Origin of the sequence: Microbacterium galbinum, from assembly GCF_023091225.1 — a bacterium.
Lineage (GTDB): Bacteria > Actinomycetota > Actinomycetes > Actinomycetales > Microbacteriaceae > Microbacterium > Microbacterium galbinum.
Genome location: NZ_JAHWXM010000001.1, coordinates 145,624 through 161,410, shown reverse-complemented (window position 1 = coordinate 161,410; position 15,787 = coordinate 145,624). Strand labels below are relative to the sequence as shown.

The window sequence follows — 15,787 nt, the reverse complement described above, 5'->3', positions numbered from 1 at the left end:
CGGGGGCGCACATCCCCTCCCCGCTGTCGCGTGGCCGTTCGTCATCTGTCGGATGCGCCGCACTCCGCGTTCCGCGAGACTGGCGCTGTCACAATCCACATGGGAAGGATCGGCGCGCATGACGGATCAGGACCCCCGGGGTGCGGTGCAGGCGGTCGCTTCGCCCCTCACGGCGAATGCCGTCTTCCTCGTCGTCGACGTCGCTCCCGGCGCAGCCGATCGGGTGCGAGACGTCCTCGCCGACCTCGCCGGATCGATCAAGTCCCTCGCCTTCCCCTACTCCGATTCCGCGCTCACGTGCACGGTCGGGATCGGGAGTGCGATCTGGGCCGAGCTCACGGCACTCCCCCGTCCGGCTCAGTTGCGCCCGTTCACCCCCGTGGTCGGCGCGCACCACACCGCCCCCTCGACCCCCGGAGACCTGCTCTTCCATATCCGGGCCGAGCGTGCCGACGTCTGCTTCGAGTTCGAACGTCGTCTGCTGGAGTCGCTCGGCGACGCCGTCCGCGTCGTCGACGAGACCGTGGGGTTCCGCTCCTTCGACCGGCGCGATCTCCTGGGATTCATCGACGGGACGGCGAATCCGATCGGTGCCGAACTCGACGCAGCGGTGCTGGTCGGAGACGAGGACCCCGCGCACCGCGGTGGCTCGTACATCGTCACGCAGAAGTACCTGCACCCTCTCGCCGCCTGGCGTGCCCTGCCGACCGAGACGCAGGAGGCGATCATCGGGCGCACGAAGCTCGAGAACGTCGAGCTCGACGATGCACCGTCGGGTCAGCAGTCGCACAAGTCCCTGGCGACGATCGTCGACGAACAGGGGGTCGAGCACGACATCCAGCGCGACAACATGCCGTTCGGCCGCCCGGGCCATGATGAGTTCGGCACGTACTTCCTCGGATGCTCCCGCGATCTGAGCGTCATCCAGCGGATGCTCGAGCGCATGTTCCTCGGCGATCCGCCCGGACTGCACGACCGCCTCCTCGATTTCTCCACCGCCGTCACCGGCTCCGTGTTCTTCGCCCCGCGACCGGAGGTTCTCGCCGCTCTCGGGGACGGCTGACCGCCACTCGGAGAGCGACCCCGCGTGCGTTCGACGGCGTGATCAGCTTCGCCGTGCGCATCCGTCATAATCGGATCATGCACGATACATCCGATGGCGGAGCCGTCGGATCCGACCGCGCTCTCCTCGCCGGCTCCCCCGCGGCGCACGCGGCTCCTCTCCGCGGTCGCGACGACGCCCTGACGGACATCCTCGACGTGCTCACCTCCGTGCGCGACGGCGCCGGCGGTCCGGTTCTGGTGCGCGGCATGCCGGGCATCGGTAAGACGCGATTGCTCGCCGAAGTGCTCGCCCGCGCTTCGGTGTCCGACTGGCGCACGCTGGTCATCGCCCCGGACGTCGACGAATCGACCGTGCCTCTCGCGGCCCTCCTCGAGGCGTCGCTGCGCGGGTCCTCCCCGCTGCTGACGCCCGCCGATCTGAAGCCGGTGCTCTCCGGCGGCGAGCACCGGTACTGGGTCACCCGTCTGCTGCTCGACCGTCTCGAGCAGGCCGCAGCCGAGCATCCTCTCCTTATCGTCATCGACGACCTGCAGTGGCTCGACACCGCATCCGTGACCACGCTCATCGCGCTCGTGCGCGGACTCGCCGACCAGCCCGTCGCGTGGCTCGTCGCCGCACGCGATGGCGTCCTCCCTTCCGCGCATGCTCGTGCGGCAGCGCACATCGCCGCGGAGGGTCTCGTCATCGAGCTCGCTCCGCTCGACTCCTCGGCATCGGCGGAGATCGCCGCCGACATCGCCGGTGGTACCCCCGGTCCTGTGCTGCGTGCGGCACTCGACCAGACGGCCAACGTTCCCCTCCTCGTCGTCGAACTCGTGCGCGGGCTCCGCGAGGAGCACCTCCTGGCCCGACACGCGGGGTCCGTCGACGCGGTGGATGCCGCCGTGCCGGCGAGGTTCGGTGCGGCCGCGCGCGAACGACTCTCCTCGATCTCACCGGCCGCCCGGCGATTCGCGCAGGTGGCGAGTCTGTTCGGACGCAGGTTCCGCCTGCGCGACGCGCTCCGCGTGCTGGACCTCTCGGCAGCGGCCGCCGCGCCATCGGTCGACGAGCTTCTCGCGGAGTCGATCCTCGTCGGGGACGGCGCGGCTCTCGCCTTCACCCACGACACCCTGCGGGAAGCGGCCGATGCGTCGATCGCCCCACCCATCCGCCCCGCGCTGCTCCGAGAGGTCGTGCGGGTGCGCCTGTCGTCTGGCGAGCCGGCATCGGCTGTCGCGCCCGCTCTGATCGAGGCGGCGGAGCCCGGCGACGAGGACTCCTTCGTCCTGGTCGCCGAGGCCGCTCGGGACATCTCGGCGACCGACTCCGCGTTCGCCGCCGATCTGGCGGCCGCAGCGATCCGCCTCGCGCTGCACGTCCCGCGACTGGTCGTTCGCGCCGCCGAACTCCTCCCGCTGGTGTGGACCGACGGCCGCCACGACGAGGCGCAGGCGGTCACGACCGCCCTCGCCCCCTATCTCTCCGCCGATCTGCGCGCCCGTGCTCTGCTGGCCGTCGCCCGACGCCAGACCGAGTTCTCGTTCGATCGAGCGATCGCGACCTGCGACGAGGCGCTCGGCATCCGGGGAATCGCACGCAGCACTCGGGCCGAGCTCCTCGCCGTCCGCGCGCTCAACTGCGCGAACCGCGCCGACTTCGCCGGCCTGGAACAGACGCTCACCCTCGCGCGGGAGGTCGCCGATCCGGAGACCGATCATCTCGCCCTGGCGACCATCGACGCGACGGATTCGGTCTATCAGTTCAACAGCGGCCACCACGATCGGGCGGTGGAGCTCATCGACGCCGCACTCCGCCGCGCCGAGGAAGCCGGACTCGTCACATCGCGCTGGCTCCCCGAAGGCCTCTGGCCCGCATTCCTGCACAACTCGATGGGCGATCCCGAGCTTGCCCTGCAGCTGGCCGACCTCGGGCTGTCCGAGGCACGCGCAGCGGGCAGCGCGGTGGCCGAGGCGTTCTGGATGATGGTGCGCACCCGGGTGCTCTACGACGGTGGCCGGATCGACGAGGCCCGTGTGCTGGCCGAGGCCGTACTCGCGCTGTCCGCCGAGCTGGGGCTGGGAGACTTCGCCAACGCCACGGCCGGGGTCGTGCTCTTCCGCATCTCTCTCCACACCGGCGACGCGCAGATCCGCGCGCAGGCCAAGCCGATCGTCGAGGCACTCGCCACGAGCACGGCCGTGACGAAGGCCGGCCGCTGGCTCCTCGCCGTCGAAGCCATCGATGAGGGGCGACTCGACGATGCGGTCTCCGCCAGCGCTCTCGCCCGGGCAGGGCTCGACGCTCCCGTGCCTCCCATGACGACCCCGTCGGACTTCTCCGACGACATCGTGCTCGCCGACCTCGCCGTGCGCACGAACGACGACGAGACCATCGCCGCCGTGCTGAAGCGCACGAGTCGTCGCTGCGAGCTCAACCCCGACAGCGTCTTCTCCCGCGCTGTGCACGATGCCGTGGTCGGACGCACCCGCGCAGACCCCGCCGCACTCGACGCCGCAGCATCCGCCCTGCGCGGACTGTCGCGTCCGCTGGTGCTGGCCCGCGTGCTGGAGCTGCGCCCCCTCGTGGGCGGCGACGAACAGCAGGCACGACGAGCGCTCGACGAAGCGCTGGAGATCTACGAGTCCCTCGGAGCCGTGCGCGACGCGAGTCGTGTGCTGCGCGCGCTGCGCACGCGGGGTGTCCGCCGCCGGCCGGCCCGGCGCGGGGCGCCCGAACTTCTCTCGACCCGCGAACGCCAGGTCATCGAGCGCGTGGCGCTCGGGGCCACGACCCAGCAGATCGCCGACGCGCTGTTCATGTCGCCGCACACCGTGGTCTCGCACATCCGACACCTCTACGCGAAGACGGGCGTCAACTCCCGCAGCGCGCTGCGCCTCTGGTATGCGAGCGCCAGTGAGGAGCGCGAGACCGCCTGACGCCGCGGTGCCCGCTCAGGCGTGCACCTGATGCCAGGTGCAGATCCGCGAGCCGTCGAGGCGGAAGCTCCCGAACCCCAGCACCTCGCACCTCTCGCCCTCCGGGAGGCGCAGGTGCAGCACCTGCTCGGTGAGCACGGTGTCTCCTGCCACCGCGACGGTGACGAGCGCCGTCGACCATTCCGCGAAGCGCGACCTGATCTCCTCGATCATCGCCAGCATCTCCCGGCGGCCCGTCACGCCCCGGTTGTGCGAAGGACGGTAAACGACGTCCTCGGTGAGGAACGGCAGCAGTTCGCCCACGCCGCCCTCGTTCAGCACCGCCACGAAATCGCGGACGATGAGCTCTCGCTCCATCTGCTGGATCCCGTCCAGCGCCTCGCGGCGGATCTCTTCCACGGCGATACCTCCCTTCCCGTGCCCCTCACGCTAGGGGCACGGGGTGGGCCGGGCATCCGACGTGCGTCGAAAGTCCGAAGGACGGATGCCGGATCGGTGCGTCGCCGGCGTCGGTCACCCGGCGACGGCGGGGGACCGGCGCGCCATGAGGTCGTACGCATCGCGTACGGCATCCGCCGTGGTCTCGACTTCTTCGTAATAGTGGGTGAACCCGCGCTCGTCGCGGACGACGAGCGAGACGCGGACCATCCCGGTCCGAGCAGATGCGGCGGACGGCAGGGGGACGACTCCAGTGGGGGACATGGAACTCCTTCGTGATCGTGCGAGCCGGAAGAGTCCACACCGTCCGGCCCCACTAGGAAGACGCCGCAGAAGCCGGTTCATTACGCCGACACGCGAGAATTCCTCCTTCGCGGTCGCCCTCTGAGGTCGTCGCCCCTCCTCGTCAGCGCGCGACGCCCTGGAGCGAGCCCTGCACCTGCGCGCTGGGGTCGAAGACGATGCACTGGATCAGGCGGTCGTCGTAGTCCTCCCAGCCGCCCGTGCTCGGCGTGAGGGCGCTGTACTCGAACACCGAATCCGCGTAGGCGATGCCGACGAAGCTCTCGAACTGCGCGAGGCAGTTCTCCTCGGCCGCGGCCGAGATCGCTTCGTCGCCCGGGAACTCCCCCTCGGGCATCTCGTGCTCGTAGTAGACCTCGTTGTCGTGCGGGTCGGCGCAGGGCACGACGGGCAGCTCGCTGACCTGTTCTGCGACCGTGTCGTTGAAGCAGTCGCCGAGTTCGAGCGTGAAGACGCTGAGGTCACCGCCCTCCGTGATCTCCGCGCTGTCGGCATCGCGAACCGCGTTGCCCCCTCCGACCAGGTCGGTGATGACCGAACAGCCAGACAGCACGGCCACTGCCGCCATTGCCGCGATCGCTGCGGTTCCAAGACGTGATGCACGCTTCATGTGCGTTCCTCTCCGGGGCGCGCTCGGGAACGCGCGTTCTCTCCCCGGAATATCAACGTGCCGGCCCGCGAAATCTGACGATGACGGCAGAAGTACACGCCTGGGACGCCTTCGTCAACGGCCTCTCCAGCCGGGGTCGCACACTCGTAGCGTGGGGCCCTCACCGACGAGAGGAGCATCCGATGTCCAATCCCCCACCGATCCCTCCGATCCCGTCGCTCGGAGACGAGTCGGACGATGATCGCGACGGAGTCCCCACGCTCGAGGTCGACGGCGCGGAAGAGGTCGATCCCGATATCGACGGCACGCAGGTCGACAGCGCCGAGGCCGATCGGATCGCCGCAGAGGGCGAGTGAACGAGACGTCCGACGGGCGGGTGCGAACAATCGCATCCGCCCGTTACGGGATGCCGACTCAGTTGGCCAGCAACGGTGGGAGATGAGGAATCTGCACCGGGCGGGTGGCCCGGCTCGATCCGTGCATGCGCTCGACGTCGGCGAGCACCTCGAAGGCGTTCGAATAGCGCATCGCGAGCGGCAGATCGCGCACCCACACCACCTCGACCTCGGTCTCGGCGTATTCGTAGACGCACGCGACGATGTGACGCGGGTCGTTCGCAGGGAAGCGCTGGTCGTTGATCACCCATTCGGTCGGGGTGATCCGACGCAGCACGTAGCGCGGTTCTGGATCCTCTGTCATGTCGACCCTCCAAGACTCTCTCCCCTTAAGAAAGAGTGTGCGCTCCGGTATACCGCCGGGGAAGACCCTTGACAGAATCGATGCAGGATGCCGCGCCCGGCACTCGCGGGCGCGGCAGGGGGGTCACTCCCCCGCGACGGGCTCCGGGAGGTCGATCGGCACGACGGGGCAGTCCTTCCACAGGCGCTCGAGCCCGTAGTACACGCGCTCCTCCTGATGGAAGACGTGCACGATCAGGTCGCCGAAGTCCATGAGGACCCAGCGCGACTCGGCGCGACCCTCGCGGCGGACACGCTTGTGCCCCTCCGCGATGAGACGGTCCTCGATCTCGTCGGCGATCGCGGCGACGTTGCGCTCGCTGTTTCCCGTGACGAGCAGGAAGATGTCGACGAGCGGAAGCGGCTCCGAGACGTTGAGCGCGACGAGGTCTTCACCGCCCTTCGAGACGGCGGCTGCGGCAGCGATCTGCAGCATGGCTTCAGCGGTTTCAGGTGATTGCATCAGAACACATTCGTGGTGAAGGCGACGACGAGGACCACGCCCAGTGCGAGGGCGAGACCACCCGCAACGATCGCAAGGATGAGCATGAGTTTGTTGCCCTTTTCGGGGACGGGCGGTCGGATGACCTCGCCGGCGGGCTTGATGGTGCTGACCGCCGAGCTGGCGGCGATCGGCGTGGGAGAAGAAGCGGGCGGCAGTTCGCCGTCGATGAGGACGGCATCGACGTCCTTGCCGTCGGCGACGCCGTGGGCGTGACCCTGGGAGCCGATGCCGCGCGGGAGTTCGTAGGAACCGGTGACGAGGATCTCGCCGGTCGATGCGACCGGTCCCGAGAGCGATCCCTCGCCCGGCGAGGGCGTGAAGATCAGCGCGCTGGGAGACGTGTGCTGAGAGCCGCTCGAATCGCCGACCGTGAGCAGCTCGTCGAACGACGGTGCGAACGGCTTCTGCGTCTTGTCGATCACGGACGCCCCGAACGCCGGGTTCACGGTGGGGCGCTCATCGGGAGCGATGACCTCGTCATCGTCTCCGACGTCGGCGAGCACGTCATCGGTGTCCGAGAGGGCGGGTTCCTGGTCGAGGCCCAGAACGGCATCGACGTCGTCGACGTCCTCCTGCGGCTCCTCGGCCGCCGCGTCGAGAGGCATCTCACCCACGGATGCGCTCGCGCCGGCGGCGCTCACGGGCGTGATCGCGACCTCCGCGTCGTCTTCATCGATGTCGTCGTCGGTCGAGACGGCCGGTGCGGCCGGTGCCGAGAACTCCGGCACAGCGGAGACGATCGGCGTCCGATCGGCCGGGGGCTGCTCCTGCGGCTCCGGCTCCTGTGCCACCGGCGCCGGCGGCTCCACCGGAGCGAGCGGCGTGGCGTCTTCGGGTTCGACGACGGGAACGGAGGCCGTGCGCACGCGCTCCTGGTCACGCGCCTGGCGGCGGGTGAGTGGGGCGGCCGCGGATGCGGGAGCGGCTGCTTCTTCGGCGACGGGAGCGGGCTTCGCCGCAACGGGAGCCTCAGCAACGGGCGCGGGCTTCTGCTCAGCAGGCTTCTGCGCGGCGGGCTTCTGCGCGGCGGGCTTCTCGATGGCAGGCTTCTCGACGGCGGGCTTCTCGACGACGGCGTCGGGCTCCCGCGTCTGCGCGGGCGCGGCAGCCGCCTCCTCGTCGGTGATGACGGGCGTCGATCCGGTCAGTCGGATCTCACGCAACTGCTTGCGTGTCAGCGGACCCTGGCCGTGCTGATCCGATGTAGTCATGACTTGCTCCGATACAGATGATGCTTCGCGATGTACTGGACGACCCCGTCGGGAACGAGATACCAGACCGGCTGGTCGTCCCGGACCCGCTCTCGGCAGGCGGTCGACGAGATCGACAGGGCCGGCACCTCCAGCTGGCTGACGTTGTCGCTCGGGAGGCCATCCGTGCTCAGGACGTGTCCTGGCCGGGAGACCGCGACGAAGTGGGCCAACTCCCACAACTCATCATGGTCCCTCCAACTGAGAATTTGCGCCACGGCATCCGCTCCCGAGATGAAGAAGAGCTCCGCATCCGGTCGGTCCCGTTTCAGATCCCGCAGGGTGTCGATCGTGTACGTCGGCCCTTCGCGATCGACGTCGACGCGGCTGACGGTGAACTGCGGGTTCGATGCCGTCGCGATCACGGTCATCAGGTAGCGGTGCTCGCTCGGGGTTACGTCCGACTTCTGCCAGGGGCGCCCGGTCGGGACGAAGACCACTTCGTCGAGATCGAAGGAGTGCGCGACCTCACTGGCGGCGACGAGGTGACCGTGGTGGATCGGGTCGAACGTTCCACCCATCACACCGATGCGCGGAGCGCGCGAGGTCACGGTCTTCATAGTTCCTTAGTGGCCGTGCCCTGCGCCGTGGCCGTCCTTGCCGTGCTTCGCAGCCCAGGCCTCGGCCTTGGCCGAGTGACGGTTGGCGACGTTGCGGTACGACAGCGTCACGAGACCGAGGAAGGCGAAGATGGTCGCGGCGATCACACCGAAGATCACGGTCTCGAGGGCAACGTTGCCGTGGTGCTCGGTTTCCGCAGCGGCCATCGCGACCTGTGCGATGAGGTTCATCGTTTCTCCGTTTCGTGACCTGAGTCAGTGCAGCGCCATCCAGTCTATCCCTCAGCCGCGCGTCTGCCCCGACCCACGCGCCAGCCATTTCGTGCTCGTGAGTTCGGCGAGACCCATCGGGCCCCGCGCATGCAGCTTCTGCGTCGAGATACCCACCTCTGCCCCGAAGCCGAACTCGCCGCCGTCGGTGAAGCGGGTCGAGGTGTTGACCATGACGACCGCGGAATCGACCTCGGCGAGGAAACGCTCGGCGTTGCGGGTGTCGGTCGTGATGATCGACTCGGTGTGACCCGTGCTGTAGCGGCGGATGTGCGCGAGGGCCTCGTCGAGGTCGTCGACCACCTTGATCGCGATGTCCAGGCTGAGGTACTCGGTCGCCCAGTCCTCCTCCGTGGCCGGGATGACGTTCGACACGAGCCCGGCGACCATGTCGTCGCCGTGGATCGCCACTCCCTCGCTCTGCAGCGCACTGCCCACGAGGGGCACGAGACGCGGTGCCGCCTGACGATGTACGAGCACGGTCTCGACCGCGTTGCAGACGCTCGGCCTCTGCACCTTCGCATTGACCACGATGTCGCGGGCCCAGTCGTCCGGCGCCGACTCGTCGAGAACGATGTGCACGTTCCCGGCCCCCGTCTCGATGACCGGAACGGTCGATTCCGTGACGACGGTCTCGATGAGCCCTGCGCTCCCGCGCGGAACGAGCACGTCGATGTAGCCGCGTCCGTGCATGAGCGCCGTGGCTCCGTCCCGACCGAAGTCGTCGACGGTCTGGATCGCCTCGGCGGTGACGCCCGATCGCACCAGCGCCTCCCGCATGACCTCGACGAGAACGGTGTTCGACTCACGCGCGGCGCTGCCGCCCCGGAGAACGGCCGCGTTTCCCGAACGCAGTGCGAGAGCGGCGATGTCGACCGTGACGTTCGGCCGCGCTTCGTAGATCGCGCCGACCACGCCGAAGGGCACTCGGATCTGCTCGAGGGCGACACCGTTCGGCATCCGATGCCCGCCCACCACGCGACCCACCGGGTCCGGGAGCGCGGCGACCTGGCGAACGGCGGCGGCGAGAGCCGCGACGCGCTTGTCGTCGAGGCGCAGACGGTCGATCAGCGAGTCGCCGATCCCGTTCTCGTTTCCGCGCGCGATGTCGAGCTCGTTGGCGGCGATGATGCGCTCGGCGTCGCGCTCGAGTCCGAGGGCGATCTCCTCGAGAACGCGCTCCTTGTCGCCACTGGTCAGAGCGGCCGTCGCGCGCGACGCCTCCTTCGCGCGCTCGAGGCGCACCTGCGGGGTCTGATCGGTCATCCGCCCAGTCTAGGGCGCTCCGATCCCGCTCAGACGGCGGGCTCGAACCAGGTGCCGACCTCGGCACCCGAGAGCGCCCGATCCACCAGATCGGCACTGGTCACGAGCACGCCGATCCCCGACGCGGCCGCAAGCCGGGCGGCGGAGACCTTGGTGGCCGCTCCCCCGGTGCCGACGCTGTTCACGACCGTCGCCCCGAACTCGAGTCCACTCAGATCGGCATCCGCGGCGATCACGTCGATCGGCTCGGCACCGGGATCGGAGGGCGGGCGCGTGTAGAGCGACTCGATGTCGCTGAGCAGCACGAGAGCGTCGGCTTCGATCAGCTGAGCGACGAGGGCTCCCAGGCGGTCGTTGTCGCCGAAACGGATCTCCTGGGTCGCCACCGTGTCGTTCTCGTTGACGATCGGGAGCACGCGCAGCCCGAGAAGGCGCTCCATCGCGCGACGGGCGTTGCTGCGCGAGGTGGGGTTCTCGAGATCACCGGTCGTCAGCAGCACCTGGCCCGCGACGATGTCGAACGGACGCAGCGCCTCCTGGTACCGGTAAACCAGGATGTTCTGACCGACGGCCGCGGCCGCCTGCTGGGTCGCGAGATCGGTGGGGCGGGCGTCGAGACGCAGGAACGGGATGCCGGACGCGATCGCACCGGACGAGACGAGGACGACCTCGGCGCCCCGCCCGTGCGCGGCCGCGAGGGCCTCGACGAGGACGGGGATACGCCAGGACGCCTCACCGCTGATCGACGACGATCCGACCTTGACGACGATGCGCGCAGCCGTGGCGAGGTCTGCACGCGAGCGTGCGGTCACTCGCCCTCTTCGCGATAGGCGGCGAGGCGCTGGGCCTCGACCTCCGCGCGCGCCGCGGCCTTGGCATCCATTCGCTCGTAGTAGTTCTCACGACGCTCCGACGTCGTGCGTCGCGCATTCGGCGCGAGACGCGGGTCGGTCCCTCGCGGGGCCGTCATGAGTTCGGCGGCCGAGGTCATCGTCGGCTCCCAGTCGAAGACGATGCTGTCGCCCTCGCCGATGACGACGGTCGATCCCTGCACCGCACCGAGGCGGAAGAGCTCGTCCTCGACGCCCAGCTTCTCGAGCCGGTCCGCGAGATAGCCGACGGCCTCCTCGTTCTGGAAGTCGGTCTGCTGCACCCACCGCACGGGCTTCTCGCCGATGATGCGGTAGACGTTGCCGTAGGTGCCGCCCTCGACCCGGATCGTGAACTCCTTCTTGGAGCCGCGCGGACGGATGACGACGCGCTCACGGGGCACCTCGACGGCGGCCTGCTCGGCGCGCACCTTCTCGACGAGCTCACCGAGAGCGAAGGTCAGCGGACGCAGACCCTCGTGCGAGACGGTGGAGATCTCGAAGACGCGGAATCCGCGCTCCTCGAGATCGGGGCGGACGAGCTCGGCGAGATCACGAGCCTCGGGCACGTCGATCTTGTTCAGGGCGACGAACTGCGGGCGCTCCAGCAGAGGGGTCTGTCCCTCGGGAACCTCGTAGGCGGCCAGTTCGGCGAGGATGACGTCGAGATCGGAGAGCGGGTCGCGCCCCGGCTCGAGCGTGGCGCAATCGAGCACGTGCAGCAGCGCGGAGCAGCGCTCGACGTGGCGCAGGAACTCCAGTCCGAGACCGCGCCCCTCGCTGGCGCCCTCGATCAACCCGGGCACATCGGCGACGGTGTAGCGCGCGTCGCCGGCCTGCACGACACCGAGATTCGGGTGCAGCGTCGTGAACGGGTAGTCGGCGATCTTCGGCCGTGCGGCCGAGATCGCGCCGATCAGGCTCGACTTGCCGGCCGAGGGGTATCCCACGAGCGCCACGTCGGCGACGGTCTTGAGTTCGAGGACGACATCGCCCTCGTACCCCGGCGTACCCAGCAGCGCGAAGCCCGGAGCCTTGCGCTTGGGCGACGAGAGAGCAGCGTTGCCCAGGCCGCCCAGGCCGCCCTTGGCCACCACGAAACGCTCGCCCGGGATGATCATGTCGATCAGCACGTCGCCGTCGGTGTTCTTCACGACGGTTCCGACGGGCACCGGAAGCTCGAGGTCCTCCCCCATGAACCCGGCACGGTGATCGCCCATGCCGAATCCGCCGTTGGGCGACGAGCGGTGCGGAGAGTGGTGGTACGAGAGCAGCGTGCCGGTCTGCGGGTCGGCGACGAGGACGATGTCGCCGCCGTCTCCGCCGTTGCCGCCGTCCGGGCCACCGAGAGGCTTGAACTTCTCGCGGTGCACCGAGACACAGCCGTTGCCGCCCTTACCCGCGCGCAGGTGCAGCGTCACGGTATCGACGAACGTGACCATGTGTCGGTCTCCTCAGGTGGTAGCTGTTGCCCATCGGAATCGGTGGGCAGATACACGGACGGGGCGAGCCGAAGCCCGCCCCGAACCGGATGTCTGTTGCTGTGCGGCGATTACTCGCCTGCAGCGACGATGTTGACGACCTTGCGGCCGCCCTTCGCGCCGAACTGCACCGCACCGGCGGACAGCGCGAACAGCGTGTCGTCGCCGCCACGGCCGACGTTCACGCCGGGGTGGAAGTGGGTGCCGCGCTGACGGACGATGATCTCGCCGGCGTTGACCTGCTGGCCGCCGAAGCGCTTGACGCCGAGGCGCTGAGCGTTGGAATCACGACCGTTACGGGTGGAGCTTGCGCCCTTTTTGTGTGCCATGTCCTGGTCTCCTCGGTCTTACTTGATGCCGGTGATCTTGACGCGCGTGAGCTCCTGACGGTGGCCCTGGCGCTTCTTGTAGCCGGTCTTGTTCTTGTACTTCTGGATGATGATCTTCGGGCCGCGGAGGTTGCCGATGACCTCGGCGGTGACCTTGACCTTGGCCAGCTTGTCGGCGTCGGTGGTCACCGTAGCGCCGTCGACGAGCAGCACAGCGGCAAGCTCGATCTTCTCGCCCTGGGCAGCCTGCACACGGTCGAGCTGAACGATCGTGCCGACCTCGACCTTCTCCTGCCGCCCACCGGCGCGCACTACTGCGTAAACCACTTCATACCTGTTTCGTTGGGGAGCTCGCGGCTCCGAGAATCTCACGGGAAGACTGTTGCTTGCATGCGCCGCGGGGCGACGGGTGCGAATGCAAGACTCTCCGCTTCGACCGACGAGGACGACGCGGCATACGCACCAAGGGACTACTTTACCGGATGCCGGAGCCACTCGCAAAGTGAGCCGAGGGGTGTGTCCGGTCATAGGCTTGCGGGATGACCGTTCTCGTCGACGACCCGCTCTGGCCCGCGCACGGACGCCTGTGGGCGCACCTCGTCAGCGACGAGAGCCTCGACGAGCTGCACGCGTTCGCGCTCAGCCACGATCTCCCCCCGCGCGCCTTCGACCTGGACCACTACGACGTGCCGGAGGAGAGCATCCCCCGGCTCGTCGCCGGCGGCGCCCAGCACGTCGGCGGCAAGGAGCTCGTCCGACGCCTGATCGCCTCAGGCCTCAGGATCCCCGCTCGCGACCGGCGCTGACGCCTCGCCGTTCACCGATACCGGGGTTCCGGTGAGCGCCGCGGTGCTGACCCGACGGCGTCCACGACCCTGTCCCGGCGCCTTCGGCTCCGGGAGGGCGTCGAGCACCGAGTCGAGCAGCTGCTCGGCCTGGCTGCGCGGCGCGGGCTTGCGATCCGCCCCACGCTTCTTGCGGGGCTTCTTCGCGCGCTCCGGCGCCTCGACCGGCGCCTCGTCGACGACGACCACGTCGCCGGCACCCTCGGCGGGAGCCTTCGTGGATGCCGCGATCTGCGCGAGGGCCGACTTCGCACCCTCGGGGATGCTGTGCGTCACGTTCGCAGCGGGCGGGGCGCTCTGGCTCTGTCCGCCACCGTTGCCACCGCGCTGACGGCGGCCGCTCTGGTTGTTGCCGTTGCCCCCGTTGCCGTTGCCACCGTTTCCGTTGGAGCGGTGCTTGACGACGGGGTCGTGGTGCACGATCACACCGCGTCCGGCGCAGACCTCGCACGCCTCGCTGAAGGTCTCGAGGAGGCCGAGGCCGAGCTTCTTGCGGGTCATCTGCACGAGACCGAGCGAGGTGACCTCGGCGACCTGGTGCTTGGTGCGGTCGCGGCTGAGGCACTCGATGAGACGGCGCAGCACGAGGTCGCGGTTGGACTCGAGCACCATGTCGATGAAGTCGACCACGATGATGCCGCCGATGTCGCGCAGACGCAGCTGGCGGACGATCTCCTCGGCGGCCTCGAGGTTGTTCTTGGTGACCGTCTCCTCGAGGTTGCCGCCGGAGCCGACGAACTTCCCGGTGTTGACGTCGACGACGGTCATGGCCTCGGTGCGGTCGATCACGAGCGAACCGCCCGACGGCAGCCAGACCTTGCGGTCGAGCGCCTTCTCGATCTGCTCCGTGATCCGGAACGCGTCGAAGGGGTCGGCGGCGTCCTCGTACGACTCGACGCGCTCGAGGAGGTCGGGGGCGACGCTCTCGAGGTAGGAGCGGATCGTGCGCTGCGACTCCTCGCCCTGGATGAGCATCTTCGTGAAGTCCTCGTTGAAGACGTCGCGGACGATCTTGACGAGCAGGTCGGGTTCGGCGTGCAGCAGCGCGGGAGCCTGCTGACTCTCGACCTGCTTCTGGATGTGCTCCCACTGCGAGGTCAGACGCTGCACGTCGCGCGTGAGCTGGTCCTCCGTCGCGCCCTCCGCGGCCGTGCGCACGATGACGCCGGACGACTCCGGCAGCACCTCCTTGAGGATGCGCTTGAGACGCGCGCGCTCGTTGTCGGGCAGCTTGCGGCTGATGCCGTTCATCGAACCGCCGGGGACGTACACGAGGTAGCGGCCCGGGAGCGAGATCTGGCTGGTCAGGCGGGCGCCCTTGTGGCCGACCGGGTCCTTGGTGACCTGCACGAGCACGCGGTCGCCCGGCTTGAGGGCGAGCTCGATACGACGGGGCTGGTTGCCGGTCTCGACGCCGTCCCAGTCGACCTCGCCGGAGTAGAGCACGGCGTTGCGGCCACGGCCGATGTCGACGAAGGCGGCCTCCATGCTCGGGAGCACGTTCTGCACGCGACCGAGGTAGACGTTGCCGATGAGGGAGGCGTCCTGGTTGCGCGCGACGTAGTGCTCGACGAGGACCCCGTCCTCGAGGACGCCGATCTGCGTGCGGCCGTTCTTCGATCGGACGACCATCTTGCGGTCGACGGATTCGCGGCGGGCGAGGAACTCGGCCTCGGTGACGACCGGACGGCGGCGACCGGCGTCGCGTCCGTCACGGCGGCGCTGCTTCTTGGCCTCGAGACGCGTGGAGCCCTTGATCGCCTTCGGCTCGGTGATGTACTCGACGACGCGCTGGCGCTGACGGGGAGCATCGCGCTGGTCGTCACCCTCGGATCCGCCCCGACGGCGGCGACCGCGACGACCACCGTCGGCATCGTCGAGCTCGCGCTCGGGAGCCGGGCCACGACCGGGGCGTGCCGGCAGCGGCACGATCTCGGGGGCGTAGAAGTGCAGCTGGGTGGAGACCTGCGACACGAACACCTCGGGGAGCAGACCCAGCGACACGGCGGTGACCGCGGCGGGCTCCTCGGGAGCGGCAGGTGCCTCGGGAGCGGCAGGCGCCTCGACCGGGGGCTCCTCGGCCACGGGCTTCTCCTCAGCCGAGGGCTCCTCGACCGCGGACTCTTCCGGGACTGAGGACTCGTCCTCGGCCACGAGGGTCTCCTCGACCTGTGCGACCTCTGCGGGAGCATCCGACTCGGCCGGGGCCTCGTCTTCCGGAGTCTCGCCCTCGGGAGTCGGGGACTCCGTCAGCTCTTCCGCGGCGTCAGCCGGGAAGTCGAGGGTAGGGGTGTTGTTGTCATTGTTCTCATCGGCCATCTCTGGCTTGCTCCCTGCGCG

At 69.1% G+C, this 15,787-nt stretch carries 18 protein-coding genes; 4 read left to right on the top strand and 14 right to left on the bottom strand.

All coding sequences use genetic code 11. The features are described from left to right. The first annotated feature begins 118 nt into the window (after positions 1 to 118). Both KZC52_RS00790 and KZC52_RS00785 read left to right on the top strand, forming a co-directional pair. On the top strand, positions 119 to 1,063 hold the full coding sequence (locus tag KZC52_RS00790; RefSeq protein ID WP_247622174.1) for a Dyp-type peroxidase: 945 nt from the start codon (positions 119 to 121) through the stop codon (positions 1,061 to 1,063). A 77-nt stretch (positions 1,064 to 1,140) separates the two neighbouring features. Then, positions 1,141 to 3,984 carry a helix-turn-helix transcriptional regulator gene (locus KZC52_RS00785; RefSeq protein WP_247622173.1) on the top strand — a complete coding sequence of 948 codons (2,844 nt, stop codon included), beginning with the start codon at positions 1,141 to 1,143 and terminating at the stop codon, positions 3,982 to 3,984. A gap of 15 nt (positions 3,985 to 3,999) precedes the next feature. On the opposite strand, the gene KZC52_RS00780 is transcribed toward KZC52_RS00785, so the two are convergent. The 3 genes from KZC52_RS00780 to KZC52_RS00770 form a co-directional block, all read right to left on the bottom strand. Next, the gene (locus tag KZC52_RS00780) at positions 4,000 to 4,383 is read right to left on the bottom strand and encodes a nuclear transport factor 2 family protein (RefSeq protein ID WP_247622172.1); all 384 of its coding nucleotides are present in this window, start codon (positions 4,381 to 4,383) and stop codon (positions 4,000 to 4,002) included. Between the two features lie 114 nt (positions 4,384 to 4,497). Continuing rightward, positions 4,498 to 4,686 (bottom strand): hypothetical protein, encoded by a 189-nt coding sequence (locus tag KZC52_RS00775; RefSeq protein WP_247622171.1) that lies wholly within the window; start codon positions 4,684 to 4,686, stop codon positions 4,498 to 4,500. 142 nt (positions 4,687 to 4,828) lie between these two features. Next, a complete protein-coding gene (locus tag KZC52_RS00770) occupies positions 4,829 to 5,335 on the bottom strand; it encodes a septum formation family protein (RefSeq protein ID WP_247622170.1) in 507 nt (168 codons plus the stop codon). Positions 5,336 to 5,517: 182 nt separating this feature from the next. Between KZC52_RS00770 and KZC52_RS00765 the strand changes: the two genes are divergently transcribed. After that, positions 5,518 to 5,691, top strand: coding sequence for a hypothetical protein (locus KZC52_RS00765; RefSeq protein WP_247622169.1), 174 nt, complete (start codon positions 5,518 to 5,520; stop codon positions 5,689 to 5,691). Positions 5,692 to 5,749: 58 nt separating this feature from the next. On the opposite strand, the gene KZC52_RS00760 is transcribed toward KZC52_RS00765, so the two are convergent. The 10 genes from KZC52_RS00760 to rplU all read right to left on the bottom strand — a co-directional run bounded on the left by KZC52_RS00760 (position 5,750) and on the right by rplU (position 12,929). After that, positions 5,750 to 6,034, bottom strand: coding sequence for a hypothetical protein (locus tag KZC52_RS00760; protein ID WP_247622168.1), 285 nt, complete (start codon positions 6,032 to 6,034; stop codon positions 5,750 to 5,752). A gap of 123 nt (positions 6,035 to 6,157) precedes the next feature. Beyond that, positions 6,158 to 6,535: a ribosome silencing factor gene (rsfS, locus tag KZC52_RS00755; protein ID WP_336640150.1), complete on the bottom strand. Its 378-nt coding sequence runs from the start codon at positions 6,533 to 6,535 to the stop codon at positions 6,158 to 6,160. Further along, complete coding sequence (locus tag KZC52_RS00750; RefSeq protein ID WP_247622166.1) at positions 6,535 to 7,788, bottom strand: hypothetical protein; 1,254 nt, start codon at positions 7,786 to 7,788, stop codon at positions 6,535 to 6,537. Before KZC52_RS00750 ends, rsfS begins: the two co-directional genes overlap by 1 nt. Continuing rightward, positions 7,785 to 8,387 carry a nicotinate-nucleotide adenylyltransferase gene (nadD, locus tag KZC52_RS00745; RefSeq protein ID WP_247622165.1) on the bottom strand — a complete coding sequence of 201 codons (603 nt, stop codon included), beginning with the start codon at positions 8,385 to 8,387 and terminating at the stop codon, positions 7,785 to 7,787. Before nadD ends, KZC52_RS00750 begins: the two co-directional genes overlap by 4 nt. A 6-nt stretch (positions 8,388 to 8,393) precedes the next feature. After that, a complete protein-coding gene (locus KZC52_RS00740) occupies positions 8,394 to 8,618 on the bottom strand; it encodes a hypothetical protein (RefSeq protein WP_247622164.1) in 225 nt (74 codons plus the stop codon). A 51-nt stretch (positions 8,619 to 8,669) separates the two neighbouring features. After that, positions 8,670 to 9,923: a glutamate-5-semialdehyde dehydrogenase gene (locus KZC52_RS00735; protein ID WP_247622163.1), complete on the bottom strand. Its 1,254-nt coding sequence runs from the start codon at positions 9,921 to 9,923 to the stop codon at positions 8,670 to 8,672. Between the two features lie 29 nt (positions 9,924 to 9,952). Further along, the gene (gene proB, locus KZC52_RS00730; protein WP_247622162.1) at positions 9,953 to 10,735 is read right to left on the bottom strand and encodes a glutamate 5-kinase; all 783 of its coding nucleotides are present in this window, start codon (positions 10,733 to 10,735) and stop codon (positions 9,953 to 9,955) included. Beyond that, the gene (gene obgE / locus KZC52_RS00725; protein WP_247622161.1) at positions 10,732 to 12,234 is read right to left on the bottom strand and encodes a GTPase ObgE; all 1,503 of its coding nucleotides are present in this window, start codon (positions 12,232 to 12,234) and stop codon (positions 10,732 to 10,734) included. Before obgE ends, proB begins: the two co-directional genes overlap by 4 nt. A 110-nt stretch (positions 12,235 to 12,344) precedes the next feature. Continuing rightward, on the bottom strand, positions 12,345 to 12,602 hold the full coding sequence (gene rpmA, locus KZC52_RS00720; protein ID WP_247622160.1) for a 50S ribosomal protein L27: 258 nt from the start codon (positions 12,600 to 12,602) through the stop codon (positions 12,345 to 12,347). Between the two features lie 18 nt (positions 12,603 to 12,620). After that, positions 12,621 to 12,929: a 50S ribosomal protein L21 gene (gene rplU, locus KZC52_RS00715; RefSeq protein ID WP_247622159.1), complete on the bottom strand. Its 309-nt coding sequence runs from the start codon at positions 12,927 to 12,929 to the stop codon at positions 12,621 to 12,623. 212 nt (positions 12,930 to 13,141) lie between these two features. Between rplU and KZC52_RS00710 the strand changes: the two genes are divergently transcribed. After that, on the top strand, positions 13,142 to 13,408 hold the full coding sequence (locus KZC52_RS00710) for a DUF4031 domain-containing protein (protein WP_247622158.1): 267 nt from the start codon (positions 13,142 to 13,144) through the stop codon (positions 13,406 to 13,408). Here the strand turns inward: KZC52_RS00710 and KZC52_RS00705 are convergent. Next, complete coding sequence (locus KZC52_RS00705; RefSeq protein ID WP_247622157.1) at positions 13,373 to 15,766, bottom strand: Rne/Rng family ribonuclease; 2,394 nt, start codon at positions 15,764 to 15,766, stop codon at positions 13,373 to 13,375. The genes KZC52_RS00710 and KZC52_RS00705 overlap by 36 nt on opposite strands. Positions 15,767 to 15,787: the final 21 nt, after the last annotated feature.